Below are 21,892 nucleotides of genomic sequence, written 5' to 3'. Positions count from 1 at the left end.
TCCGGCGGGCGTAGCGTCATCCCTCATGAGCACCGTGGCTGATGACACTCCGCGCACCCGGACCGGGGTGCGCCTCGGCCTGCCGCTCGCTGTCGCCGCCGCCTTCGCGTTCGGCTCCTCCGGGGCGTGGGCACGTGGACTCATCGACGCGGGATGGACGCCGGGCGCTGCCGTCACGGTGCGGGTCTGGGTCGCGGCGCTCGTGCTGCTCGTCCCCACGGTCCTCGCGCTCCGCGGGCGGTGGCGTGCCCTCGGGCAGAACGCGGGGATGGTCGCTGCCTACGGCCTCCTCGCCGTCGCCGCCACCCAGCTCTGCTACTTCCAGGCCGTGGCGTTGATGGACGTCGGGATCGCGCTGCTCATCGAGTACACCGCCCCGGTCGCCGTGCTCCTCTGGCTCTGGCTGCGCCGGGGCGAGCGTCCCACGCGGCGCAGCGTCCTCGGTGCCGGCATCGCCTTCGTCGGGCTCGTCCTCATGCTCGACATCGTCGCCGGGGCGCAGGTGGATGTCGTCGGTGTCCTCTGGGCACTCGGGGCGATGGTGGGGGCCGCGAGCTACTTCGTGCTGTCTGCCAGGGCCGACACCGGGATCCCGCCGATCGCCCTCGCGGGCAGTGGGCTGCTGCTCGGTGCCGTGGGTCTGAGCCTCGCCGCGCTCGTCGGCGTGCTGCCGTTCGCGTGGACGACGGCCGACGTCGACTACCGGTTCGGCGCGGTGCCGTGGTTCGTGCCGGTCCTCGCGATCGGCGTGATCGCCACGGCCCTCGCGTACGTGCTCGGCATCGTCTCGACGCGGATGCTCGGCTCCCGGCTGGCCTCGTTCGTCGCGCTCGCCGAGGTCGTGGCGGCCCTGCTCTTCGGCTGGCTCCTACTTGGGCAGCTCCCCGGCCCGCTGCAGGCCCTCGGGGGCGTGCTCGTGCTCGCCGGCGTGGTCGTCGTGAAGCTCGGCGAGCCCCGCCCCGCCCCCTGAGCGGCGTCCCGCGGGCACGACTTCGGAGATCGGAGCCGACACGCCGGCCCCCGGCGCCGCCGTACGGCGTGTCCCCGGCGCTCTCCGAAGCTGTGCCCGAGTGCGGGGCGGGTGGACGGAGATTATGTATACGAATCGACCGCCCGCGCCCGAGAAGCGGACCAGCTGGGGAGGTTTATGTATACACTGACGGAATGGTTCTTCCCGTCGAGCGCACGTCCATGGGCGATCGCGCCTATGCGGCGCTCCTCGACGGCATCCAGTCCGGGGAGCTGCCGGCCGGGTACGTGCTCGGCGAGGTGGAGCAGGCCGAGCGCCTCGGCGTGAGCCGGACCCCGCTGCGAGAGGCGCTGCGCCGCCTGGCCGCCGACGGCCTGGTGGTGCAGCAGTCGCCCCGCGTGACCGTGGTCGCCGACCTCGACGCCGACGACATCCGGTCCCTGTTCGAGATCCGTCGCGCGCTGGAGGAGACCTCCGCCCGACTGGCGGCCGTCCGGGGTGACGCCGACCGGTTCGCCGCGCTGGCCGCGGAGTTCGCCCACGTGGACCTCACCAGGGCGGAGGGCCGCGATGCCTACTACGCCCTGATCGCGCGATTCGATGCGGCCCTCGACGACGCCGTCGCCAACGACTACATCGCTGCGGCGCTGCGCACGGTCCGCACCCACCTCGTCCGCGTGCGGCGCATGGCGCGGGACAAGCCCGCCCGGCTCGCCGCCTCCGCGGCCGAGCACCGCACCATCGCCGAGGCCCTCGCCGCCCGCGACGGCGACCTCGCCGCCCATGCCACGCACGTGCACCTGCATAACGCGCTCACCGGCATCCTCGACTCCCTCCCTGACAGCGAAGGACACTCATGACCGTCACCCACCACGTCCGCGTGCACGCCAGCTCCGAGAACCTCGTCCGCGAGGATCAGCTCGCGTGGAAGATCGCCGAGGTCGCAGTCGACCAGGTCGAGGTCGAGCAGCCCGTCGTCGACATGATCATCAACCGCATCATCGACAACGCGTCCGTCGCCGCGGCCTCCCTCACCCGTGCGCCGATCGTCGCCGCCCGCGCGCAGGCGTTCAGTCACCCCGTCTCGACGGGTGGGGTCGGCGCCAACCTGTTCGGAACACCCCTCGACCGCCGCACCAGCCCGGAGTGGGCGGCCTGGGCGAACGGCGTGGCCGTGCGCGAGCTCGACTACCACGACACGTTCCTCGCCGCCGAGTACTCGCACCCGGGCGACAACATCCCGCCGATCCTCGCTGTCGCGCAGCACACCGGCAAGGACGGCCGCGCGCTCGTGCGCGGCATCGCCACCGGCTACGAGATCCAGATGGACCTCGTGCGCGCGATCTGCCTGCACAAGCACAAGATCGACCACGTCGCGCACCTCGGCCCGTCCGCCGCCGCAGGCATCGGCACCCTCCTCGGCCTCGATGTCGAGACGATCTACCAGGCGGTCGGTCAGGCGCTGCACACCACGACCGCCACGCGCCAGAGCCGCAAGGGCGAGATCTCCACCTGGAAGGCGCACGCCCCGGCCTTCGCCGGGAAGATGGCCGTCGAGGCCGTCGACCGGGCGATGCGCGGACAGACGAGCCCCGCGCCGATCTACGAAGGCGAGGACGGCGTGATCGCGTGGATGCTCGACGGCAAGGACGCGGCCTACGAGGTGCCGCTGCCCGCTGCCGGGGAGGCCAAGCGCGCGATCCTCGACTCGTACACGAAGGAGCACTCCGCGGAATACCAGGCGCAGGCGTGGATCGACCTCGCCCGCAAGCTCGGCACCGCGAACCCGGCCCTCCGCGACCCCGCGAACATCGCCTCGATCGTGCTGCACACCAGCCACCACACGCACTATGTAATCGGCTCGGGAGCGAACGACCCGCAGAAGTACGACCCGACGGCCTCCCGCGAGACCCTCGACCACTCCATCCCGTACATCTTCGCGGTGGCGCTGCAGGACGGCGGCTGGCACCACGTCGACTCCTACACGCCGGAGCGCGCAGGCCGCCCCGACACCGTCGCGCTGTGGCACAAGATCACCACGGCCGAGGACGCGGAATGGACCCGCCGCTACCACTCGGAGGACCCGGACGAGAAGGCCTTCGGCGGTCGCGTCGAGATCCGCCTCACCGACGGCTCGACCGTGGTCGACGAGATCGCCGTCGCCGACGCCCACCCCCTCGGCGCGCGCCCGTTCGCGCGGGAGAACTACATCGCCAAGTTCCGCCTGCTCGCGGAGCCCGTGCTCGAGCCCGCCGAGATCGAGCGGTTCCTGGAGCTCGTGCAGCGCCTGCCCGAGCTCACGGCCGCCGAGGTCGCCGAGCTCTCGATCGTCGCGAAGCCCGGTCTGCTCGACGACGCCGCGGCGCCCGCCGGTCTGTTCTGATGCCCACGCCGTTCATAACTCAGGAGAATCGGCGCGGAACGCGTCGGCCGACCGCCTACACGGCTCTCTCCCCCGCCGGTCTCCTGATTTGTGAACACCGATCGAAGGGGAGCAACTGATGCTGTACTCCACCACGACGCCGGCCGAGAAGCGGCGCCTGTTCCGGGAACGGCTCGCCTCCGGGGAGCTGCTGCGCTTCCCCGGCGCGTTCAACCCCCTGAGCGCCAGACTGATCGAGCAGAAGGGGTTCGAGGGGGTCTACATCTCGGGCGCCGTGCTCTCCGCCGACCTCGGTCTGCCGGACATCGGGCTGACCACGCTGACCGAGGTCGCCGGGCGGGCGAAGCAGATCGCCCGCATGACCGACCTCCCCGCGATCGTCGACGCCGACACCGGCTTCGGCGAGCCGATGAACGTCGCGCGGACGATCCAGGAGCTCGAGGACGCCGGTCTCGCGGGAACGCACATTGAGGACCAGATCAACCCGAAGCGCTGCGGACACCTGGACGGCAAGGCCGTGGTCGACGAGGACACCGCGATCAAGCGCATCCGCGCCGCCGCCGACGCCCGCCGCGACGAGAACTTCCTGATCATGGCGCGTACCGACATCCGGGCGATCGAGGGGCTGGATGCGGCGATCGACCGGGCCAAGGCGCTCGTCGACGCGGGAGCGGACGCGATCTTCCCGGAGGCGATGCGCACGATCGGCGAGTTCGAGGCCATGGCCGCGGCGCTGGACGTGCCGATCCTCGCGAACATGACCGAGTTCGGCAAGAGCGAGCTGTTCTCCGTCGATAGCCTCCGCGACGCCGGGGTGCGCATGGTCATCTGGCCGGTGTCGCTGCTGCGGATCGCGATGGGGGCGGCGGGCCGTGCGCTCGATACGCTGAACGACGAGGGGCACCTGACCTCGAAGCTCGGGGAGATGCAGCACCGCGCCGACCTCTACGAGCTGATCGACTACGAGTCGTACAACCGTTTCGACTCCGGCGTCTTCAACTTCACACTCGACAACACCGGTCGCTGAGCGCAGCGAAGCGGACACACGACGCGGTTGCTGAGCGAGGAGCGCAGCGACGAGTCGAAGTACACGAAGGAGTGACCATGACCGAGCCGGACATCAAGAAGGGCCTCGCGGGGGTCGTCGTCGACACGACGGCGATCTCGAAGGTCAACCCCGAGACGAACAGCCTGCTCTACCGCGGCTATCCGGTGCAGGAGCTCGCAGACACGCAGTCCTTCGAGGCCGTGGCGTACCTGCTGTGGAACGGCGAGCTGCCGACGAGCGACGAGCTCGCCGCGTTCCGGCTGGAGGAGCGGAAGCACCGCGCCCTGGCCGACAACGTGAAGGCCGCCATCGACCTCGTGCCCCTCGAGGCGCACCCGATGGACGAGGTGCGCACGGCCGTGAGCCTGATCGGCGCATCGGACCCCGAGGCCGGCGGTTCCGTGCTCGACGCCGGTGGCAGCCCCGAGCAGAACCTGGCGCGCAGTATCCGCCTGTTCGCCGCGCTGCCGGCCATCGTCGCCTACGGCCAGCGTCGCCGTCGCGGCCAGGAGCTCATCGCTCCGCGCGACGACCTCGACTACTCGGCGAACTTCCTCTGGATGACCTTCGGGGAGGAGGCCGACCCGGTCGTGGTCGACGCGTTCAACCGGTCGATGATCCTCTACGCCGAGCACTCCTTCAACGCCTCGACCTTCACCGCCCGGGTCATCACCTCGACCCTCAGCGACATCTACTCGGCTGTGGTCGGGGCCATCGGCGCGCTCAAGGGCCCGCTGCACGGCGGGGCGAATGAGGCCGTGCTGCACATCTTCAAGGAGATCGGTTCGGCGGACGACGTCGAGGCCTGGCTCGACAAGGCCCTCGCGGAGAAGCGCAAGATCATGGGCTTCGGACACCGCGTCTACAAGAACGGCGACTCACGCGTGCCGACCATGAAGGCCGCGCTCGACACCCTCGTCGCGCACTACGGCCGCGAGGACGTCGCCGAGCTGTACAACGCGCTGGAGTCACAGTTCGTCGAGCGCAAGGGCATCCACCCGAACCTCGACTACCCGTCCGGCCCCGCGTACAGCCTCATCGGCTTCGACACGCTCACCTTCACGCCGCTGTTCGTCGCGGCGCGGGTGACGGGGTGGACGGCCCACGTCATCGAGCAGGCCGGCGCGAACGCCCTGATCCGCCCGTTGTCGCACTACGACGGCCCCGACGAGCGGCACGTGGCCGGCTGACTCCGTTCCGTTCGAATCGCCTGAATGGCTCCATCTCACCGCGGGATGGAGCCATTCGCGCGATTCGGAGCAGTAGCGTGCCGACGGCCCGGGGTCAAGCGGATGCGGCGGATTTCCGGGAGGAGTAAACCGGATCCGGGACGACAGCGTGTCCCGCGAGAAGGAGGCCCCATGTCCGCGTCCGACGTCACCGTCAAGGAGGTCCGGTCGCTCGTCCCCGCGCGCATGGACCGGCTCCCCTGGTCGCGCTTCCACTGGATGATCGTCGTCGGACTCGGGTTCTCCTGGATCCTCGACGGCCTCGAGGTGCAGATCGTCGCGGCTAACGGCTACGCGCAGACGCTGGGGATGGGCCCGGCCGAGGTCGGCCTCGCCGGCACCTGCTACCTGCTCGGACAGGTTTTCGGCGCCCTCGTGTTCGGCCGTCTCGCCGACCGTCTCGGCCGCAAGAACCTCTTCCTGCTCTCCCTCGGGGTGTACCTCGTCGGGTCGGCCGTCGCCGGTCTCGCGTTCGCCCCGTGGTTCTTCTACATCTGGCGCTTCGTCGCCGGGGCGGGCATCGGCGGCGAGTACGCGGCCATCAACTCGGCCATCGACGAGATCATCCCCGCGAAGTACCGCGGCCGTGTCGACATCGCCATCAACGGCACCTACTGGGGTGGTGCGGCGCTCGGTGCCGTGGCCAACATGTTCTTCCTCAACACCGACATCCTGCCCGCCGACATCGGCTGGCGGCTGAGCTTCTTCGTCGGCCCGATCCTCGGCCTCCTCATCATCTGGCTGCGGCGGCACATCCCGGAGAGCCCGCGCTGGCAGATGACGCACGGCCGCGAGGAGGAGGCGGAACGCAACGTCGACGAGATCGAGGAGCGCATCCGCAAGGAGGGCAAGACGATCGAGCCCGTCGACGAGAGCAAGGCCATCACGGTCAAGGAGTACGGCAGCGTCCCGTTCCTCGTGATCGCGAAGGTGCTGTTCAAGAAGTACCCGCGGCGCACGCTCGTCGGCATCACGATGATGGTCACGCAGTCCTTCCTCTACAACGCGATCTTCTTCACGTACGCGCTCGTGCTGGAGAACTTCTACGACACCCCGCCGGCGTCCGCGTCGCAGTACTTCATCGTCTTCGCGGTGGGCAACCTCGCCGGCGCCCTCATCCTCGGCCACTTCTTCGACACGTGGGGTCGTCGGCGGATGCTGTTCGGCACCTATGTGCTCGCGGGACTGATCCTGCTTGTCAGCGCCTTCCTCTTCAACGCGGGCGTGCTGAACGCGGGCACGCACACGGCGTTCTGGTGTGCGTCGTTCTTCTTCGCCTCAGCCGGCGCCTCCGCCGCGTATCTGACGGTGAGCGAGATCTTCCCACTCGAGCTGCGCAGCCAGGTGATCTCGTACGTCTTCTCGATCGGGCAGCTCGTCGGCGCCATCGCCCCGGTGCTCTACGGTGCACTGATCGGTGCGAGCGCGGAGTCCGGCGACCGTGGTCCGCTTTTCTGGGGCTACGTGCTCGGTGCGGCGATCATGATGTTCGGCGGTGTCGTGTGCGGTGTCTTCGGCGTCAGCGCCGCCGGGAAGTCGCTGGAGGACATCGCCGATCCGCTTTCGCTCGTGGAACCGGCGAAGAAGGGCGTCACCCCGGGCGCGGAGTCCGGCTCCTGAGAAGGCGGTTCCGCTAGCGGGCGAGCCAGTTCCGCAGGGAGCGCGTGACGAACGGCAGCACCCAGTACGTCATGATCGGCGTGAGCACGAGGGTGGTGACGAGCACCCGGAGCCACAGCGGCACGGCGTCCCATCCCGGCACCGGGCTCATGGCGTAGGTGAACGCGAGGTTCACGGGGAAGAAGCCGAGCCAGATCGAGACGGCCTGCTTCCACCGCGGCGGCGCGGGGGCGACGGTCACGGTGCTGGTCGTGCCGTCCGGGTCGACGACGGGGATGGAGCCCGTGGACGGCTCGTCGAACCAGCCCTCGATGCCGGAGCGGCGCTTGGACCGCTCGCTGCGGACGAAGCCCTGGCCCATCGACAGCCACCACGCGCGTTCCCCGGACTGCTCCCACGCGGTGAGCGCGTCCTCGCTCGCGAAGCGGTAGAGCATGTGCCAGACCTGGGAGTCCTCGCCGGCACGGACCCAGCCGGAGCCGAGGAATCCCGGGTACTTCGTCGCGAGGTTCACCCCGGTCTGCACCCACGCGGTGGCCTCGGTGATGCGCTCCGGGTCGACCTCGCGGCGGATGGAGACGGTGACGGGTTCGGACACAGGGGCGGATGCGGACATGGTGCGGTCCTCGGGGGTGAGCGGCGTCGGGGTGCGGACGCGGGGTGGCGGCGCCAGGGTCGCGGCGCCTGGTCGATTCTAGTTCCCGTTCGAGTCGCGCGATTGGCTGTGAATCCGGGCCGGATGCCGTCATTCGCGCGACTCGAACGCGGGGTCATCGCCCCAGCGCCGACGCCACACGGCGGATCAGCTCCTCGGGTCTGTGGAGGAGAGGTGCGGTGACCTCGATCACCGTCCACCCGGCAGCCCGGAGCGCCGCGACCCGCTCGACATCCCGTGCCCACTGCGCGCCGTGCATCATGCCGTGATACTCCGCCGCGACGCGTTCGGCCTCCCAGACCATGTCGACGCAGGCGAGGAAGCGACCCCGGTCGTCGAACACGTCCACGTTGAGCTGCGGTTCCGGGATTCCGGCTGCCACGAGGAGGCACCGCATCCGGCTCTCCCGCGGCGACCAGGAGTCCTCCCGCACGAGCTCGACCGCCTCCCGCAACCGTGCCGCCCCGCGTCTCCGCCCAGCCGCCAGCATCTCCCGCAGCTCATCGATCGTCGCCCAGGGCTGCCTCGTGACATCCGGCCGTCCGACCCCCGGCCTCCAGTGTCGGCAGAAGTAGTCGCCGAGCGCCACCAGGTCCACGAGCGGCAGCGTGCCGAGGGAGACCCAGGTCGCGGCGGGGGAGGTCACCCGGAGGCCGTCCCGATAACGGATCGAGGTGAGGCTGGACAGCGTGCGGTGTCCGGTCACGCCGCGGGCGCGGGGGAACGGGATCCCGCCGGACGCGCTGACATGGAGGGCGAGGTCGTCCGCCGTCGCGACGCTCCCGCGGTCGTCGAAGGCGAGCGGTAGCGGACCTCCCCAGATCGATGCGGCGGTCTCGTGACTGAAGAAGTGTCCGGTGTGCAAGATCGGCGCGTAGGACTGGGCTCGTGCCACCCGCGCTCGTCGCTGACGTTCGTACGGGTCGGCGATGTCGATCGAGGGGTCCGCTCGCGGGTGCACGCGGACGCCGTGGAACGGAGCCTCGAGGTCGGATCCGCGCAGCCGACCGCGGCTCACGCCGTGCAGTCGCGCCGTCCGTACCGCGAAGTCCACCCCGAAGCGGGCCGGAAGCTGCTGTCGTCGTCCCATGCCCCCACGCTCCCACCCCGGCGGCCGCGACGGGATCGGTCTCCACAGCCCCGCTTCGAATCGCGCACTGTGCTCTATCCCCGGCCGAAATGGAGCAAAGCAAGCGATTCGAAGAAGGAGAAGACCCCCGCCGACCCGATTCGGCGGGGGTCTCGGGAGCGAGAGTGCTCACCGTGTGCACGGGAGACGCGACTACCCGATCCGGTCTGAGTCTGTGCCGTGCATCTGCAGTTGTAATCGGCCCGGATGTCCGGCGGGTGAACGGCCGGAGAACGGGCGACGGCGGCATCCGCACGCGGGGCGCCGCAAAATGCAAGGACGTCCTCGTATTTTCACGGTCGTCGGAGTAAACTCGCCGATGTGCCAAAGAGGGCACGGAGGGATGTCGCACAATGACCCGTACTATCCCGCACTTCGTGGGCGGAACGCATGTCACCCCGGAAGACGGACGCTTCGCCGACGTCTTCGACCCAAGCACCGGAGCCGTGCAGGCCCGGGTGCCGCTCGCGTCCGCGGAGGAGGTGCGCCGCGTGATCGCGAACGCCGAAGAGGCGCAGGTCGCGTGGGCGGCGACCAACCCGCAGAAGCGCGCCCGCGTCCTCCTGCGGTTCCTCGACCTCGTGCAGCAGGAGATGACCTCGCTCGCGGAACTCCTCGCGAGCGAGCACGGCAAGACCGTCGACGACGCCAAGGGTGACATCCAGCGGGGTCTCGAGGTCATCGAGTTCTCCGCCGGAGCCCCGCACCTGCTCAAGGGCGAGTACTCCACCGGTGCCGGGGCGGGCATCGACGTGTACTCGATGCGGCAGCCGCTCGGGGTCGTCGCGGCGATCACGCCCTTCAACTTCCCCGCCATGATCCCCCTGTGGAAGGCCGGGCCCGCGCTCGCCGCCGGCAACGCCGTGGTGCTCAAGCCCAGCGAGCGCGACCCCTCGGTGCCGGTGCGCCTCGCCGAGCTGTTCCTGGAAGCGGGACTGCCGGCCGGCGTCCTCAACGTGGTGCACGGCGACAAGGAGGCGGTGGACACGCTGCTCACCGACGACCGGATCCGCGCGGTCGGCTTCGTCGGCTCCACGCCCATCGCCGAGTACATCTACGCCACCGCGGCCGCCCACGGCAAGCGCGCGCAGTGCTTCGGCGGCGCGAAGAACCACATGATCGTGATGCCGGACGCGGATCTCGACCAGGCCGTCGACGCCCTCATCGGCGCCGGCTACGGCTCCGCGGGGGAGCGGTGCATGGCCATCTCCGTCGCCGTGCCGGTCGGCGAGGAGACCGCGGACGCCCTCGCCGCCAAGCTCACCGAACGCGTCGCTCAGCTGCGGGTCGGCCCTTCCCTCGCGGCGGACGTCGACTACGGACCCCTGGTCACGCGGGCAGCCGTCGAGCGGGTCGAGGGCTACATCCAGCAGGGGATCGACGAGGGCGCGACGCTGCTCGCCGACGGCCGCGGCTTCACGGTCGACGGGCACGAGGAGGGCTTCTACCTCGGACCGACCCTGTTCGATCACGTGACGACCGACATGGCGATCTACCGCGAGGAGATCTTCGGCCCGGTGCTCGTGATCGCCCGCGCCGCCGACTACGAGGAGGCGCTGCGCATGGCCTCCGAGCACGAGTACGGCAACGGGGTCGCCATCTTCACGCGCGACGGTGACGCCGCCCGCGATTTCGCCGCTCGCGTGGAGGTCGGGATGGTGGGCGTGAACGTGCCCATCCCGGTACCGATCGCCTACTACACGTTCGGCGGCTGGAAGCGCAGCGGCTTCGGCGACCTCAACCAGCACGGCGCCGACGCCTTCCGCTTCTACACGAAGACCAAGACCGTGACGAGCCGCTGGCCGTCGGGGATCCGCGAGGGCGCGAGCTTCGTCATCCCCACGATGCACTAAGGACACGCGATGACCATGACCACCGTCACCACCACCGACGAGGAGCGCGAGGCGATCCTCGACGCCGTGCGAGAGTTCGCCGATGCGGAGCTCGCCCCGTTCGCCGCGGAACGCGACGAGAAGCACCTGTTCCCGCGGGAGTCGCTGCAGCGCGGCGGCGAGCTCGGCCTCGGCGGGATCTACGTGAGCGAGGAGTTCGGCGGCACCGGCCTCACCCGCGTCGACACCGTCGCCATCTTCGAGGAGCTCGCCAAGGCCGACCCCGCCGTGGCCGCCTACATCTCCATCCACAACATGGTGGTGTGGATGATCGACACCTACGGCGACGACGAGCAGCGGTCGCGCTGGCTGCCGTCGCTGACCGCCATGCAGGAGTTCGGCGGCTACTGCCTCACGGAGCCGGGAGCCGGATCCGACGCGGCGAACATCGCGACCAGCGCCGTCCGCGAGGGCGACGAGTACGTGCTGACCGGCGTGAAGCAGTTCATCTCCGGAGCCGGTGAGGCCGCGGTGTACGTCGTCATGGCGCGGACCGGCGAGCCGGGAGCCCGGGGCATCAGCGCCTTCCTCGTCCCCGGTGACGCGGAGAACCTGAGCTTCGGCGCCCCGGAGAAGAAGATGGGGTGGCACGCGCAGCCCACCCGCCCCGTGATCATGGACGGCGTGCGGGTGCCGGCGTCCGCGATGCTCGGGGACGAGGGGCGCGGCTTCGCGATCGCAATGTCGGCGCTCAACGGCGGACGCCTCAACATCGCGGCGTGCTCGCTCGGGGGAGCGCAGGCCGCGCTCGACAAGGCCGTGCAGTACGTGCACGAGCGCGTCGCGTTCGGGGAGCCGCTGGCGGAGAAGCAGTCGATCCTCTTCGCGATCGCCGACATGCGCACCGACCTGCAGGCCGCGAGGCTGATGGTGCGCGACGGCGCGGAGGCGGTGGACGAGAAGGCGCCGGACGCGACGATGCGCTGCGCGATGGCCAAGCGCTTCGCGACCGACGCCGGCTTCGAGGTGGCCAACCGCGCCCTCCAGCTGCACGGCGGCTACGGCTACCTGCAGGACTACGGCATCGAGAAGATCGTCCGCGACCTCCGCGTGCACCAGATCCTCGAGGGGACGAACGAGATCATGCGCCTGATCGTCGGCCGGGAGATGCTGCGACCCGCGGGGTCGACGTCGATGCGGAGCGCATCATGACCCGCGTCGCCTTCCTCGGGCTCGGGCACATGGGGCTGCCGATGGCGAAGAACCTCGTCGCCGGCGGACACGAGGTGCACGGCTTCGACCTCGTGCCCGCGGCCATCGAGGCGGCGCGGGCGGCCGCGATCCCCGTGGCGGCCAGCGGCGCGGAGGCGGTGGCGGACGCGGAGGTCGTGGTGACGATGTTCCCGGCGGGGAAGCACGTCATCGAGGCCTACCGCACGGAGCTGCTGGCGGCCGCGCGCCCCGGGACGCTGTTCATCGAGTCGTCGACCATCGCCGTGGACGAGGCGCGGGCCGCCCATGCGCTCGCGCTCGCCGCGGGCCACCGGCACATCGATGCTCCGGTCTCCGGCGGCGTGGTCGGGGCGGAGGCGGGGACCCTCGCGTTCATGGTCGGGGGTTCCGACGACGACTTCGCGGCGGCGCTGCCGCTGCTGGAGATCATGGGGAAGCGCATCGTGCACTGCGGCGGACCGGGACTCGGTCAAGCGGCGAAGGTCTGCAACAACATGGTGCTCGCGGTATCGCAGATCGCCGTCGCCGAGGCCTTCGTGCTGGGCGAGCGGTTGGGGCTGGAGCATCAGGCCCTGTTCGACGTGGTGTCCCAGGCGTCCGGGCAGTGCTGGGCGCTCACCACGAACTGCCCCGTCCCCGGTCCGGTGCCCACGAGCCCCGCGAACCGGGACTACCAGCCGGGGTTCGCGGGGGCCCTCATGGCGAAGGACCTCGGTCTCGCGCTGCAGGCCATCGAGCAGACCTCGACGGACGCCCGGATGGGTCGTCTGGCGCAGGAGCTGTATGCCGCCTACGCCGCCGGCGAGGGCGCGGCCCGCGACTTCTCCGGCATCATCACGGACATCCGTGGCTGACCTCCGGCTTTCGAATCGCCTGAATGGTCGCGAATCCGGCCGAAATGCAGCAAATCGGGCGATTCGAAGGAGAGGGTGGATGACGACAGGAAGGCGGGAGCGATGACCGAGTACGAGACGATCCTGGTGGAGCAGCGCGGACGGGTGGGCTGGATCACCCTCCACCGTCCGGAGGCGCTCAACGCGCTGAACAGCCGGCTCGCCGAGGAGGTCACCGCGGCCGCGCAGGCCTTCGATGCGGATTACGGCGTCGGGGCCATCGTCGTGACCGGCTCCGAGAAGGCCTTCGCGGCCGGCGCCGACATCAAGGAGATGGAGGGGATGTCCGCGGCGGAGATGCTCGAGACCGACCACTTCGGCGTCTGGCACGACTTCGCGGCCGTGCGCACGCCGGTCATCGCGGCGGTCTCCGGGTTCGCGCTCGGCGGCGGCTGCGAGCTGGCGATGATGTGCGACATCATCCTCGCCGCGGACACCGCGAAGTTCGGACAGCCCGAGATCAACCTCGGCGTGATCCCCGGCATGGGCGGCACCCAGCGGCTCATCCGCGCGGTGGGGTACTACAAGGCGGCGGAGCTCGTGCTGTCCGGCCGCTTCATGGGCGCCGAGGAGGCGGAGCGCTCCGGACTCGTGTCCCGCGTCGTACCCGCGGCGGACCTCCTGGCCGAGGCGACGACGCTGGCCGAGACGATCGCGTCGAAGTCGCTGCCGTCGGTCTACGCCGCCAAGGCCGCGCTCGATGCGGCGATGGAGACGACGCTGTCCGCCGGCCTCGCCCACGAAAAGCAGGCGTTCGCGGCGCTGTTCGACACGCACGACCAGAAGGAGGGGATGGCGGCCTTCCGCGAGAAGCGCACGCCGGACTTCCAGAACCGCTGACCGCGGTTCACAACTCAGGAGAATCGGTCGCGGAATCGCCGTTCGGTGGTTGCGCGCGGTTGTGGGCCGCAGTTCTCCTGAGTTGTGAACGATCAGCCGCGCAGGGACTCCACGATCTTCGCGATCCGGCGCTCGCGCGTCGCCTCCTGCTTGGCCTCGGCGACCGCCCTGGCGTGCTCCTTGCGCGCCGACGGGGAGAGGGCGTCGAACGCCGCGCGCACGGCCGGATCGGCGTCGAGGGCGCCGGCCAGCGCCGGCGGCACCTCGACCGCGCGTTCGGCGGTGTCGAGCCGGATCACGGCGTCGACCTCCTGGTCGATCTCGACCCCGAGGTCCGCGCGGGCGGCCTTGCTGAGACCGATCATGTTCTCGCCGCCCATGCGGGCCAGGCGCAGGCGAGCAGTGCGCCCGCCGATCGTGACCGCGACCGGGAAGGCCTTGCCGGCGCCGAAAGACGCCACCTGCTCGTCGGTGAGGAGGATCGCCGCGGCGGGGCCGCGACCGGCGAGGACGGTGTGCACGCGCAGTTCGCTCATGCAGGAAGAGTACGCCCGCCGTCCTCGATCGCGGCGACCAGAGCGGAGTTGCGTTCGGCGATGAGCCGCTCCATGTACCGGCCGAGCACGACGGCGTCGACGACGCGGCCGAGGGGCCCGAAGGGCGACCGGAACACGATCGTGTCGCGCATGAGGGTGCCGCGCGGGTGCTCCTCGAACACATGCTCGTGCCGGAGCTCGCGGAACGGCCCGGCGATCTGTCGGTCCGTGAACCGATGCGGCGCGTCGATGTCGAACACCACGGAGCGCAGGCGGAAAGGGATGCCGAAGTGCCGCGCGCGCCAGGTGACCGTGGACCCCTCGGTGAACGCGCCGCCCGCGGGCTCCTCGATCATCGTCTCGTCGTAACGCGCCATCGACTGCAGATGCAGTTCCGGGTCCAGTGCCGCGGCGAAGACGACAGCGCGCGATGCCGCGATCACGGTCTCGAGCACGAACCGGGGCATCAGAGCGGTTCGGGGAGGGGGCGCGGATCGATGAAGTCGCCGGCGTCGCGACGCAGGCGGGCGACGATGGCGACGAGCTCGGCGGCGTCGGCCTCGCTCATGCCGGGGTCGGCGAAGACGTCGGCGTTGAGCGCGGTCGTGGCGCGCTCGACGAGATCGCGGCCGTCGTCGGTGAGGGCGAGCATCGCCGCGCGTCCGTCGTGCGGGTGCGGTTCGCGGACGACGAGGCCGTCGCGCACGAGGCGCTCGGCCGTGCTGGTGATGGTGGTGGCGTGGACCTGCAGGCGCGCGACGACACTCGACAACGGCAGGCGTCCGGCGCGGCTGAAGGCGAGCAGCCGGAGGACCTCGTAGCGGGCGAAGCTCAGGGCGAAGGGCTTGAGGGCCGCGTCGACGCGGGCCAGGAGGAGCTGCTGGGCGCGCATCACCGAGGTGACCACCGTCATGCCGTCCGCGGCCTCGGTCCAGCCGTGCGCGATCCACTGCCGCTTCGCCTCGGCGAGCGGGTCGACGGGAAGCGGGCGGGGTCGGACCACGTCTCTACGGTACCGGGGGAGTCCGCCCCCGGCTGTCAGCGGCGAGCCGCGGGGCCCGACTGTCGACTATGTATACATTGGCGGCCGAAATCGGGGGTACCACCTGCGGATCCCTCCGCCTTTGGCTACATAGAAGAGCGTGCGGATAGACTCAGCGTGTCGTGAGGAGCATTCGATGAAGATCTTCGTCCTGGTCAAAGAGGTGCCGGACACCTATGGCGATCGCACGTTGAATCTCGAGACCGGACTCGCCGAACGCGGCGCGGGGGATGTGGTCCTCGACGAGATCACGGAACGGGCCCTCGAGGTCGCCCTGGCCCACGCCGACAAGAACGAGGGCACCGAGGTCGTGGCCCTGACGATGGCGCCGGAAAGCGCGACCGCCTCCGTGCGACGCGCCCTCGCGATCGGTGCCGGGTCAGCCGTGCACATCGTCGACGAGCAGCTCGTCGGTGCCGACCTGGGCTTCACCGCCGAGGTCCTCGCCGCCGCGATCCGCCGCGGAGCGCCCGACCTCGTCATCACCGGCAACCTGTCCACCGACGGCGCCGGCGGCGTCCTCCCCGCCATGCTCGCCGAGCACCTCGGCTGGGCGCAGGCCACCGCCCTCACCGCGGTCGAGATCACCGCCGAGGGCGTCTCCGGTACCCGGGGTGCCGACGCGGGCAACCAGCAGGTCACCGCGCCGCTGCCCGCAGTGATCTCCATCACCGAGGCGCTCCCGGACGCCCGGTTCCCGAACTTCAAGGGCATCATGGCGGCGAAGAAGAAGCCGCTGGAGGTGCTGTCCCTCGCCGACCTCGACGTGTCGGCCGACCCGGCACTCGCTCCGCGCACCATCATGACCGCGGTCTCCGAGAAGCCTCCGCGGGCGGCCGGGGTCAAGATCACCGACGAGGGCGATGCCGCCGAGAAGCTCGTCGAGTTCCTCGTGCAGAACAGGCTGGTGTGACATGGCGTACCCCGAGAACCCGATCCTCGTGCTCCTCGACGTCGACCCGTCCGGTGCACTCGCCAGCAGCACCGCCGGACTCCTCGGCGCGGCGGCGGGCATCGGCACACCGGTCGCGGTGATCGTCGGCGGCTCCGACGCCGCAGTCGCCCAGGCGGCGGAGGCCGGAGCCGCGGTCGTGCTCACGGCCGACGGCGACCCGTCCGCGCTGACGGTCCCGATCGTGGACGCGCTGCAGGCCGCCGCCGCGCAGGTGCAGCCCGCGGCCGTCCTCATCTCTAACTCGATCTCCGGACGCGATGTCGCCGGGCGGTTCGCGGTGCGGACGAAGAGTGCTCTCGCCGTGGATGCGGTCGGGGTCTCCCGTGACGACGAGGGCATCGTCGCCCACCACTCGGTCTACGGCGGGGCGTACCTCGTCGACGCGGCCGCGACGTACGGCACGCTCGTCGTCACGGTGCGCCAGGGTGCGGTGGAGGCCAGGGCCGAGGCGGTCGCCTCCCCGCAGGTCGAACAGCTCGCGGTCACTCCGTCCGGAGCGGTCGCCGCGACGGCGGGGCCCGTCGAGACGGTCGAGGCCACCTCGTCCCGGCCCGAGCTGCGCGGAGCGACCCGCGTCGTGTCGGGCGGCCGGGGTCTCGCCTCGAAGGAGAAGTTCGTGCTCGTGGAGGAGCTCGCCGACGCCCTCGGAGCCGCGGTCGGCGCCTCGCGCGCCGCAGTCGACGCGGGCTACATCCCGCAGTCCCACCAGGTCGGGCAGACCGGGGTCTCGGTGTCGCCGCAGCTCTACGTCGCGCTCGGGATCTCCGGCGCGATCCAGCATCGCGCCGGCATGCAGACGTCGAAGAACATCGTGGCGATCAACAAGGACCCGGAAGCGCCCATCTTCGACGTCGCCGACTTCGGCATCGTCGGCGACGTGTTCGCGATCGTCCCGCAGGTGATCGCCGCGCTCGAGGCGCGGAAGAAGTAGTCATGGCGACGCGGGTGCTGCGCCGCGGGCTTCCGCGGGTGCCGGGCGGCGAGCCGTGGCCGCCCGCCGACGTGACCGTCGATGCGGTCGATGCCGTCGGGGTGGCCGCCGTGGCCGAGGTGGCCGCCGTCGAGGCGCCGGTGTCCGCGACGACGGAGCGCGTCGAGCGCGGGGCCGCCGAGGTCGAGGCCGCTGTCGCGACCCCCTCGCTGTCGGAGGACGCCGCACCGCGTCCGGCCCTCCGTCGGGGCCTTCCGCGCGTGCCCGGCGGCGATCCCTGGCCGCCGTCCGCGGTCGGAGCTGCGCCGACGGCCCCGTCCCCACCCGCTGCGCTTCCGGGGGCGGCTGCGCCGTCCGCCGCCGCGCCGTCCGCCGCCGCGCCGTCCGCCGCTGCCGCTGCCGCTGCGCCTGCTGCCGAGCAGGCTGCCGCCGCGACGGCCTCGGCGCCTGCGGCGACGCCCGCCGCTGCGTCGCCCGCCGGAGGCGAGAGCGTCCGTCGTGGACTGCCCCGTGTCCCGGGCGGCGAGCCCTGGCCGCCCGCGGGGACCGTGCCCGCACGGGCGACCGCCGACACCTTCTCGGCCGTGGCGGCGGACGCCCCCGCGATCGCGGAGACTCCGGCTCCGGCCGCGGCACCCGCGACGGCGGAGCCCGCCATCCCCGGCACCGCGCTCGCCCCGGCCGCCGACATCAGCACACCGCTGCCCTGGACCCGCACGGTCTGGAACGGTCGTGCCCCCCGACACCTCCCGGCCGCCGCCTCGACCACCCCGCCCGCTCGCCGGCGCCCGACCTGGACCCAGGCGATCGCGGTGCTGTTCGGCGCCGCCGCTCTCGGCGTGCTCGCGGCCGCGGCCGTGGCTCTCGTCCGCACGCTGCTGAGCCTCCCGTTCATGCAGGACTTCCTGGCAGCCTTCCCGGGCGAGTACGAGCCGCCGATCCCGGTCGAGCCCGGCTTCGCGCCGTGGGTCAACTGGGCGCACTTCTTCAACATGTTCCTGATCGTGCTGATCATCCGCTCGGGGCTGCAGGTGCGCACCGAGAAGCGTCCGAGCGTGTTCTGGACGCCGCGGAACAACCCGAAGGGCAAGATCAGCCTGAACCTCTGGTTCCATCAGGCGCTCGACATCCTGTGGCTGCTGAACGGCGTGATCTTCGTGGTGCTGCTGTTCGCCACGGGGCACTGGGTGCGGATCGTGCCGACGAGCTGGGAGGTCTTCCCGAACGCGCTCTCGGCGGCACTGCAGTACATCTCGTTCGACTGGCCGCACGAGAACGGCTGGAACAACTACAACAGCCTGCAGCAGCTCGCCTACTTCGTCACCGTCTTCCTCGCGGCACCGCTCGCTGCCGTCACCGGGTTCCGCATGTCGGGGCTCTGGCCCAAGAAGGCGGAGCGCCTGTCGAAGGCGTACCCGGTGGAGTGGGCGCGCGCCCTGCACTTCCCGGTGATGCTCTACTTCGTGGCGTTCATCATCGCGCACGTCGCGCTCGTGATGCTGACCGGCTTCCTGCGCAACCTCAACCACATGTTCGCCGCCCAGGATGCCGCGACGTGGACGGGGTTCTGGGTGTTCATCGCCTCGCTCGTCGTGATCGCGATCGCGTGGGTCGCGGCGCGCCCGCTCGTGCTCGCGCCGATCGCGAAGGCGTTCGGCAAGGTCTCGGGGCGCTGATCCATGACCGACCGCACCGCCATCGAGGAGTACTGGCGAGAGGCCCGCATCGCGCTGCCGCACCTTCCCGAGGCTCTTCCCGAGGCGTGGGGTTTCGGCGCGACGCCGGAGCACGCCGACGAGCTCCTGGAGCTCGTGCTCCGCGGCATCAAGGTGGGCACCGCGTCCTCCGTCTGGGACTATGAGGAGACGGGGGATCCGCTGCCGACCGTCGGCGAGCTCAGCATCATCCTCGACGGAACCGGCGCCCCGCGCGCCGTGATCGAGACCACGGCGATCGACATCGTGCCTTTCGACGAGGTCGACGAGGCGCACGCCTTCGCTGAGGGGGAGGGGGACCGCACCCTGGCGCACTGGCGCGAGGTGCACGAGCGCTACTGGCGCACCCACTCCGAGAGCCCGCGCGGCTACGCCCCTGACATGCCGGTGCTGTGCGAGCGCTTCCGGCTGCTCCTGCCCGCCGGCACGGAGGACTGAGGAGAGGGAGATCATGGCAGAGGCCTACATCGTCGACGCGGTCCGTTCGCCGGTCGGACGCCGAGGCGGCGCTCTCGCGGAGATCCACCCCGCCGACCTCGGCGCGCACAGTCTGCGGGCCCTCGTCGACCGGACCGGCATCGACCCCGGCGCCGTGGACGACGTGATCCTCGGAGCCATCGATGCGATCGGCGGGCAGGCCGGGAACGTCGCCCGCACCGCGCTGCTCGTCGCCGACTTCCCGGAGCACGTGCCCGGCGTGACGATCGACCGCCAGTGCGGATCCAGTCAGCAGGCCGTGCACTTCGCCACGCAGGCGGTGCTCAGCGGCACCAGCGACCTCGTGATCGCCGGCGGGCTGCAGAACATGTCGCGGATCCCGCTCACCGCGGCCGCGACCGTCGGCCGGGAGTACGGCTTCACGACGCCGTACGCCGAGTCGCCCGGATGGCAGGAGCGGTACGGCGACCAGGAGATCTCGCAGTTCCGGGGTGCGGAGCTCATCGCCGAGCGGTGGAACATCTCGCGGGAGGAGATGGAGCAATACGCACTGGAGAGCCACCGCCGGGCGGCCGTCGCCCAGGACGAGGGGCGCTTCGCGGCGGAGATCGCGCCGCTCGCCGGGCTCGACCACGACGAGGGCGTGCGCCGGGACACCAGCCTCGAACGCATGGCCGGGCTGCCGCCGCTCACGCCCGGCGGGCGGATCACCGCGGCGGTCGCGTCGCAGATCAGCGATGCGTCGAGTGCCGTGCTCATCGCCAGTGCGCGGGCGGTGCAGGAGCACGGCCTCACCCCGCGCGCTCGCATCCACCACGTCTCCGTCCGCGGCGACGACCCCGTGCTCATGCTCACCGCGCCGATCCCGGCCACCAGGCACGCGCTGGAGCGCACAGGGCTCCGGATCGAGGACATCGACCTGTTCGAGGTCAACGAGGCGTTCGCCTCGGTCGTGCTCGCCTGGATGCGCGAGACCGGTGCGCCGCACGAGAAGGTGAACGTCAACGGCGGCGGCATCGCGCTGGGACACCCGATCGGCGCGACCGGCACCCGCATCCTCGCGACCCTGCTCAACGAGCTGGAGCGCACCGGCGGCCGGTACGGCCTGCAGACGATGTGCGAGGGCGGCGGCGTCGCGAACGTCACGATCATCGAACGCCTCTGAGGGCAGACGAAAAGGGCCGCCCCGCGGGGCGGCCCTTCCGGTGAGGACGAGGGTCAGGGACGCACGAAGCGGACCTCGGTGAGCGTCTCGCCGAGGAACGGCTCGGTGTGCGCGGCGCCGTCGAGGTGGAACCCGTTGCGCGTGTAGAACCGGTGCGCGCGGGGGTTGTCCTCGGCGACCCAGAGGTAGAGCGGCTCGTCCTTCTCGACGGCCGCGTCGAAGAGCTTCTGTCCGATGCCCGTCGAGTGGTATGCGTCGAGCAGGTAGATGAAGTACAGCTCGCGGAACGCCGGGGCGTCCTTGTCGCGGGCCGGACCCGAGCCGACGAAGCCGACGATCTCGCCGTCGACGAGCGCCGCGTTCATCTTGAAGTCGGGACCCTGCGAGGCCCAGTGCGTCCACAGCTCGGCCATACGGCGGGGCGAGACCTTCTCCAGCGCCGCCTTGCTGATGAGGTGATCGTAGGTCTCGTGCCAGCACTGCGCATGCACGCGACCGAGGGCTTCCGCATCCACATCACGGACCGGACGGACGATGACTTCGGGCTGGGCTTCGGCGCTCATGCGGTGACTCTACGGCGGGTCCGTGGAAATCGGAAATCGGGGTGACGGCCGCCGAGAGGGCCACCGGGGGCATGGAGGAATCGGACAACGAAGTTCGACCGTCGTGCGCGGATGGCTACGATCAGTCCTCGTGAACGTGATCTGGCGGACCCTCCTCGTGATCCTCGGTGCGCGTCGTCGCGTGCGGCAGGGGAAGACCCTCGACCCCACCGCCGTCGGCACCGTGACGGTGACCACCCTGCCCACGGACCTCGACATCCTCCGCCACATGAACAACGGCCGCTATCTGTCGCTGTTCGACCTCGGCCGCTGGGACCACCTCATCCGCACGGGGCTGTTCGACGTGATGAAGGAGCAGGGCTGGTACGCGGTCGTGTCGAGCGAGACGATCACCTTCCGCAAGTCGCTCCAGCTCTGGCAGCGGTTCGAGGTGCAGTCCCGCTTCATCGGGCACGACGAGAAGGCCCTGTTCCTGGAGCATCGCGCCGTGGTCGGCGGCGAGGTCTACGCCCGGGCCATCGTGCGGGCCCGCGTGCTGCGGCGCTCCGGCGGCACGGTCAGCAACGAGGAGCTCTTCGCCGCGGTGGGCAAGCCCGACGGGGTGCCCGAGATCGACGCGTGGGTGCACGACTGGGCCGCCGCGTCCGCCCTCCCTCCCGTGCGCACCCCCGCCCCCAGCATCTGGAACTGACCCGACTGGGGCCCGCCCGGTCGG

22 protein-coding genes are annotated in these 21,892 nt (G+C 70.9%); 16 read left to right on the top strand and 6 right to left on the bottom strand.

Annotated features, from left to right (window positions below; all coding sequences use genetic code 11):
- Window positions 1-25: 25 nt before the first annotated feature.
- The 6 genes from KZC57_RS08145 (at window position 26) to KZC57_RS08120 (ending at window position 7,250) form a co-directional block, all read left to right on the top strand.
- Window positions 26-970, top strand: coding sequence for a DMT family transporter (locus tag KZC57_RS08145; RefSeq protein ID WP_186326373.1), 945 nt, complete (start codon window positions 26-28; stop codon window positions 968-970).
- 194 nt (window positions 971-1,164) lie between these two features.
- Complete coding sequence (locus KZC57_RS08140; RefSeq protein ID WP_025105405.1) at window positions 1,165-1,830, top strand: GntR family transcriptional regulator; 666 nt, start codon at window positions 1,165-1,167, stop codon at window positions 1,828-1,830.
- On the top strand, window positions 1,827-3,353 hold the full coding sequence (locus tag KZC57_RS08135; RefSeq protein ID WP_144881981.1) for an MmgE/PrpD family protein: 1,527 nt from the start codon (window positions 1,827-1,829) through the stop codon (window positions 3,351-3,353). The genes KZC57_RS08140 and KZC57_RS08135 overlap by 4 nt, the downstream gene beginning before the upstream one ends.
- A gap of 118 nt (window positions 3,354-3,471) precedes the next feature.
- Window positions 3,472-4,380, top strand: coding sequence for a methylisocitrate lyase (gene prpB / locus KZC57_RS08130; RefSeq protein WP_247641454.1), 909 nt, complete (start codon window positions 3,472-3,474; stop codon window positions 4,378-4,380).
- A 77-nt stretch (window positions 4,381-4,457) separates the two neighbouring features.
- Window positions 4,458-5,591 carry a bifunctional 2-methylcitrate synthase/citrate synthase gene (locus KZC57_RS08125; protein ID WP_247641453.1) on the top strand — a complete coding sequence of 378 codons (1,134 nt, stop codon included), beginning with the start codon at window positions 4,458-4,460 and terminating at the stop codon, window positions 5,589-5,591.
- A 171-nt stretch (window positions 5,592-5,762) separates the two neighbouring features.
- Complete coding sequence (locus tag KZC57_RS08120) at window positions 5,763-7,250, top strand: MFS transporter (RefSeq protein ID WP_144881985.1); 1,488 nt, start codon at window positions 5,763-5,765, stop codon at window positions 7,248-7,250.
- A 13-nt stretch (window positions 7,251-7,263) separates the two neighbouring features.
- On the opposite strand, the gene KZC57_RS08115 is transcribed toward KZC57_RS08120, so the two are convergent.
- Both KZC57_RS08115 and KZC57_RS08110 read right to left on the bottom strand, forming a co-directional pair.
- A complete protein-coding gene (locus tag KZC57_RS08115; RefSeq protein WP_247641452.1) occupies window positions 7,264-7,866 on the bottom strand; it encodes an antibiotic biosynthesis monooxygenase in 603 nt (200 codons plus the stop codon).
- A 154-nt stretch (window positions 7,867-8,020) separates the two neighbouring features.
- Window positions 8,021-8,995 carry a hypothetical protein gene (locus KZC57_RS08110; RefSeq protein WP_060922539.1) on the bottom strand — a complete coding sequence of 325 codons (975 nt, stop codon included), beginning with the start codon at window positions 8,993-8,995 and terminating at the stop codon, window positions 8,021-8,023.
- A gap of 392 nt (window positions 8,996-9,387) precedes the next feature.
- On the opposite strand from KZC57_RS08110, the gene KZC57_RS08105 reads away from it, so the two are divergent.
- The 4 genes from KZC57_RS08105 (at window position 9,388) to KZC57_RS08090 (ending at window position 13,832) form a co-directional block, all read left to right on the top strand.
- The gene (locus KZC57_RS08105; protein ID WP_247641451.1) at window positions 9,388-10,887 is read left to right on the top strand and encodes a CoA-acylating methylmalonate-semialdehyde dehydrogenase; all 1,500 of its coding nucleotides are present in this window, start codon (window positions 9,388-9,390) and stop codon (window positions 10,885-10,887) included.
- A gap of 9 nt (window positions 10,888-10,896) precedes the next feature.
- Window positions 10,897-12,078, top strand: a complete 1,182-nt coding sequence (locus KZC57_RS08100) for an acyl-CoA dehydrogenase family protein (protein ID WP_247641450.1) — start codon at window positions 10,897-10,899, stop codon at window positions 12,076-12,078.
- A complete protein-coding gene (mmsB, locus tag KZC57_RS08095) occupies window positions 12,075-12,953 on the top strand; it encodes a 3-hydroxyisobutyrate dehydrogenase (RefSeq protein ID WP_247641449.1) in 879 nt (292 codons plus the stop codon). The genes KZC57_RS08100 and mmsB overlap by 4 nt, the downstream gene beginning before the upstream one ends.
- Window positions 12,954-13,055: 102 nt before the next feature.
- Window positions 13,056-13,832 (top strand): enoyl-CoA hydratase-related protein, encoded by a 777-nt coding sequence (locus tag KZC57_RS08090; RefSeq protein ID WP_247641448.1) that lies wholly within the window; start codon window positions 13,056-13,058, stop codon window positions 13,830-13,832.
- Window positions 13,833-13,924: 92 nt separating this feature from the next.
- Here the strand turns inward: KZC57_RS08090 and KZC57_RS08085 are convergent, their stop codons facing one another.
- Genes KZC57_RS08085 through KZC57_RS08075 form a run of 3 tightly spaced genes read right to left on the bottom strand, consistent with a single transcriptional unit; the run spans window position 13,925 to window position 15,371 of the window.
- On the bottom strand, window positions 13,925-14,368 hold the full coding sequence (locus KZC57_RS08085) for a YdeI/OmpD-associated family protein (RefSeq protein WP_217584585.1): 444 nt from the start codon (window positions 14,366-14,368) through the stop codon (window positions 13,925-13,927).
- A complete protein-coding gene (locus tag KZC57_RS08080; RefSeq protein ID WP_217584584.1) occupies window positions 14,365-14,835 on the bottom strand; it encodes an SRPBCC family protein in 471 nt (156 codons plus the stop codon). The genes KZC57_RS08085 and KZC57_RS08080 overlap by 4 nt, the downstream gene beginning before the upstream one ends.
- Window positions 14,835-15,371, bottom strand: a complete 537-nt coding sequence (locus tag KZC57_RS08075) for a MarR family winged helix-turn-helix transcriptional regulator (RefSeq protein WP_025105418.1) — start codon at window positions 15,369-15,371, stop codon at window positions 14,835-14,837. Before KZC57_RS08075 ends, KZC57_RS08080 begins: the two co-directional genes overlap by 1 nt.
- Window positions 15,372-15,546: 175 nt before the next feature.
- On the opposite strand from KZC57_RS08075, the gene KZC57_RS08070 reads away from it, so the two are divergent.
- The 5 genes from KZC57_RS08070 to KZC57_RS08050 are packed head-to-tail and all read left to right on the top strand — an operon-like array spanning window position 15,547 to window position 20,614.
- On the top strand, window positions 15,547-16,323 hold the full coding sequence (locus tag KZC57_RS08070; protein ID WP_247641447.1) for an electron transfer flavoprotein subunit beta/FixA family protein: 777 nt from the start codon (window positions 15,547-15,549) through the stop codon (window positions 16,321-16,323).
- A gap of 1 nt (window position 16,324) precedes the next feature.
- Complete coding sequence (locus tag KZC57_RS08065; RefSeq protein ID WP_247641446.1) at window positions 16,325-17,296, top strand: electron transfer flavoprotein subunit alpha/FixB family protein; 972 nt, start codon at window positions 16,325-16,327, stop codon at window positions 17,294-17,296.
- A gap of 2 nt (window positions 17,297-17,298) precedes the next feature.
- Window positions 17,299-18,972, top strand: coding sequence for a cytochrome b/b6 domain-containing protein (locus KZC57_RS08060; protein WP_247641445.1), 1,674 nt, complete (start codon window positions 17,299-17,301; stop codon window positions 18,970-18,972).
- A gap of 3 nt (window positions 18,973-18,975) precedes the next feature.
- The gene (locus tag KZC57_RS08055; RefSeq protein ID WP_247641444.1) at window positions 18,976-19,449 is read left to right on the top strand and encodes an ASCH domain-containing protein; all 474 of its coding nucleotides are present in this window, start codon (window positions 18,976-18,978) and stop codon (window positions 19,447-19,449) included.
- A gap of 13 nt (window positions 19,450-19,462) precedes the next feature.
- Window positions 19,463-20,614, top strand: coding sequence for an acetyl-CoA C-acetyltransferase (locus KZC57_RS08050; protein WP_217584579.1), 1,152 nt, complete (start codon window positions 19,463-19,465; stop codon window positions 20,612-20,614).
- 53 nt (window positions 20,615-20,667) lie between these two features.
- On the opposite strand, the gene KZC57_RS08045 is transcribed toward KZC57_RS08050, so the two are convergent.
- On the bottom strand, window positions 20,668-21,177 hold the full coding sequence (locus KZC57_RS08045; protein ID WP_060922628.1) for a GNAT family N-acetyltransferase: 510 nt from the start codon (window positions 21,175-21,177) through the stop codon (window positions 20,668-20,670).
- A 130-nt stretch (window positions 21,178-21,307) separates the two neighbouring features.
- On the opposite strand from KZC57_RS08045, the gene KZC57_RS08040 reads away from it, so the two are divergent.
- Window positions 21,308-21,868 (top strand): acyl-CoA thioesterase, encoded by a 561-nt coding sequence (locus KZC57_RS08040; protein WP_025105424.1) that lies wholly within the window; start codon window positions 21,308-21,310, stop codon window positions 21,866-21,868.
- The last annotated feature ends 24 nt before the right edge of the window (window positions 21,869-21,892 follow it).

This window comes from Microbacterium sp. KSW4-4 (genome assembly GCF_023091185.1).
Taxonomy (GTDB): Bacteria; Actinomycetota; Actinomycetes; order Actinomycetales; family Microbacteriaceae; genus Microbacterium; species Microbacterium paraoxydans.
Note: the sequence above shows the minus strand (reverse complement) of the source record. Positions and strands in the feature narration are given on the sequence as shown.

Bases quoted from the DNA above. Each gene is read 5' to 3' on its own strand.
- mmsB (WP_247641449.1), top strand. From the start codon at position 12,075: ATGACCCGCGTCGCCTTCCTCGGGCTCGGGCACATGGGGCTGCCGATG.
- KZC57_RS08080 (WP_217584584.1), bottom strand. From the start codon at position 14,835: ATGCCCCGGTTCGTGCTCGAGACCGTGATCGCGGCATCGCGCGCTGTC.
- KZC57_RS08140 (WP_025105405.1), top strand. From the start codon at position 1,165: ATGGTTCTTCCCGTCGAGCGCACGTCCATGGGCGATCGCGCCTATGCG.
- KZC57_RS08050 (WP_217584579.1), top strand. From the start codon at position 19,463: ATGGCAGAGGCCTACATCGTCGACGCGGTCCGTTCGCCGGTCGGACGC.
- KZC57_RS08125 (WP_247641453.1), top strand. From the start codon at position 4,458: ATGACCGAGCCGGACATCAAGAAGGGCCTCGCGGGGGTCGTCGTCGAC.
- KZC57_RS08135 (WP_144881981.1), top strand. From the start codon at position 1,827: ATGACCGTCACCCACCACGTCCGCGTGCACGCCAGCTCCGAGAACCTC.
- KZC57_RS08145 (WP_186326373.1), top strand. From the start codon at position 26: ATGAGCACCGTGGCTGATGACACTCCGCGCACCCGGACCGGGGTGCGC.
- KZC57_RS08055 (WP_247641444.1), top strand. From the start codon at position 18,976: ATGACCGACCGCACCGCCATCGAGGAGTACTGGCGAGAGGCCCGCATC.
- KZC57_RS08115 (WP_247641452.1), bottom strand. From the start codon at position 7,866: ATGTCCGCATCCGCCCCTGTGTCCGAACCCGTCACCGTCTCCATCCGC.
- KZC57_RS08110 (WP_060922539.1), bottom strand. From the start codon at position 8,995: ATGGGACGACGACAGCAGCTTCCGGCCCGCTTCGGGGTGGACTTCGCG.
- KZC57_RS08060 (WP_247641445.1), top strand. From the start codon at position 17,299: ATGGCGACGCGGGTGCTGCGCCGCGGGCTTCCGCGGGTGCCGGGCGGC.
- KZC57_RS08065 (WP_247641446.1), top strand. From the start codon at position 16,325: ATGGCGTACCCCGAGAACCCGATCCTCGTGCTCCTCGACGTCGACCCG.
- KZC57_RS08085 (WP_217584585.1), bottom strand. From the start codon at position 14,368: ATGAGCGAACTGCGCGTGCACACCGTCCTCGCCGGTCGCGGCCCCGCC.
- KZC57_RS08090 (WP_247641448.1), top strand. From the start codon at position 13,056: ATGACCGAGTACGAGACGATCCTGGTGGAGCAGCGCGGACGGGTGGGC.
- KZC57_RS08105 (WP_247641451.1), top strand. From the start codon at position 9,388: ATGACCCGTACTATCCCGCACTTCGTGGGCGGAACGCATGTCACCCCG.
- KZC57_RS08070 (WP_247641447.1), top strand. From the start codon at position 15,547: ATGAAGATCTTCGTCCTGGTCAAAGAGGTGCCGGACACCTATGGCGAT.
- KZC57_RS08100 (WP_247641450.1), top strand. From the start codon at position 10,897: ATGACCATGACCACCGTCACCACCACCGACGAGGAGCGCGAGGCGATC.
- prpB (WP_247641454.1), top strand. From the start codon at position 3,472: ATGCTGTACTCCACCACGACGCCGGCCGAGAAGCGGCGCCTGTTCCGG.
- KZC57_RS08120 (WP_144881985.1), top strand. From the start codon at position 5,763: ATGTCCGCGTCCGACGTCACCGTCAAGGAGGTCCGGTCGCTCGTCCCC.
- KZC57_RS08045 (WP_060922628.1), bottom strand. From the start codon at position 21,177: ATGAGCGCCGAAGCCCAGCCCGAAGTCATCGTCCGTCCGGTCCGTGAT.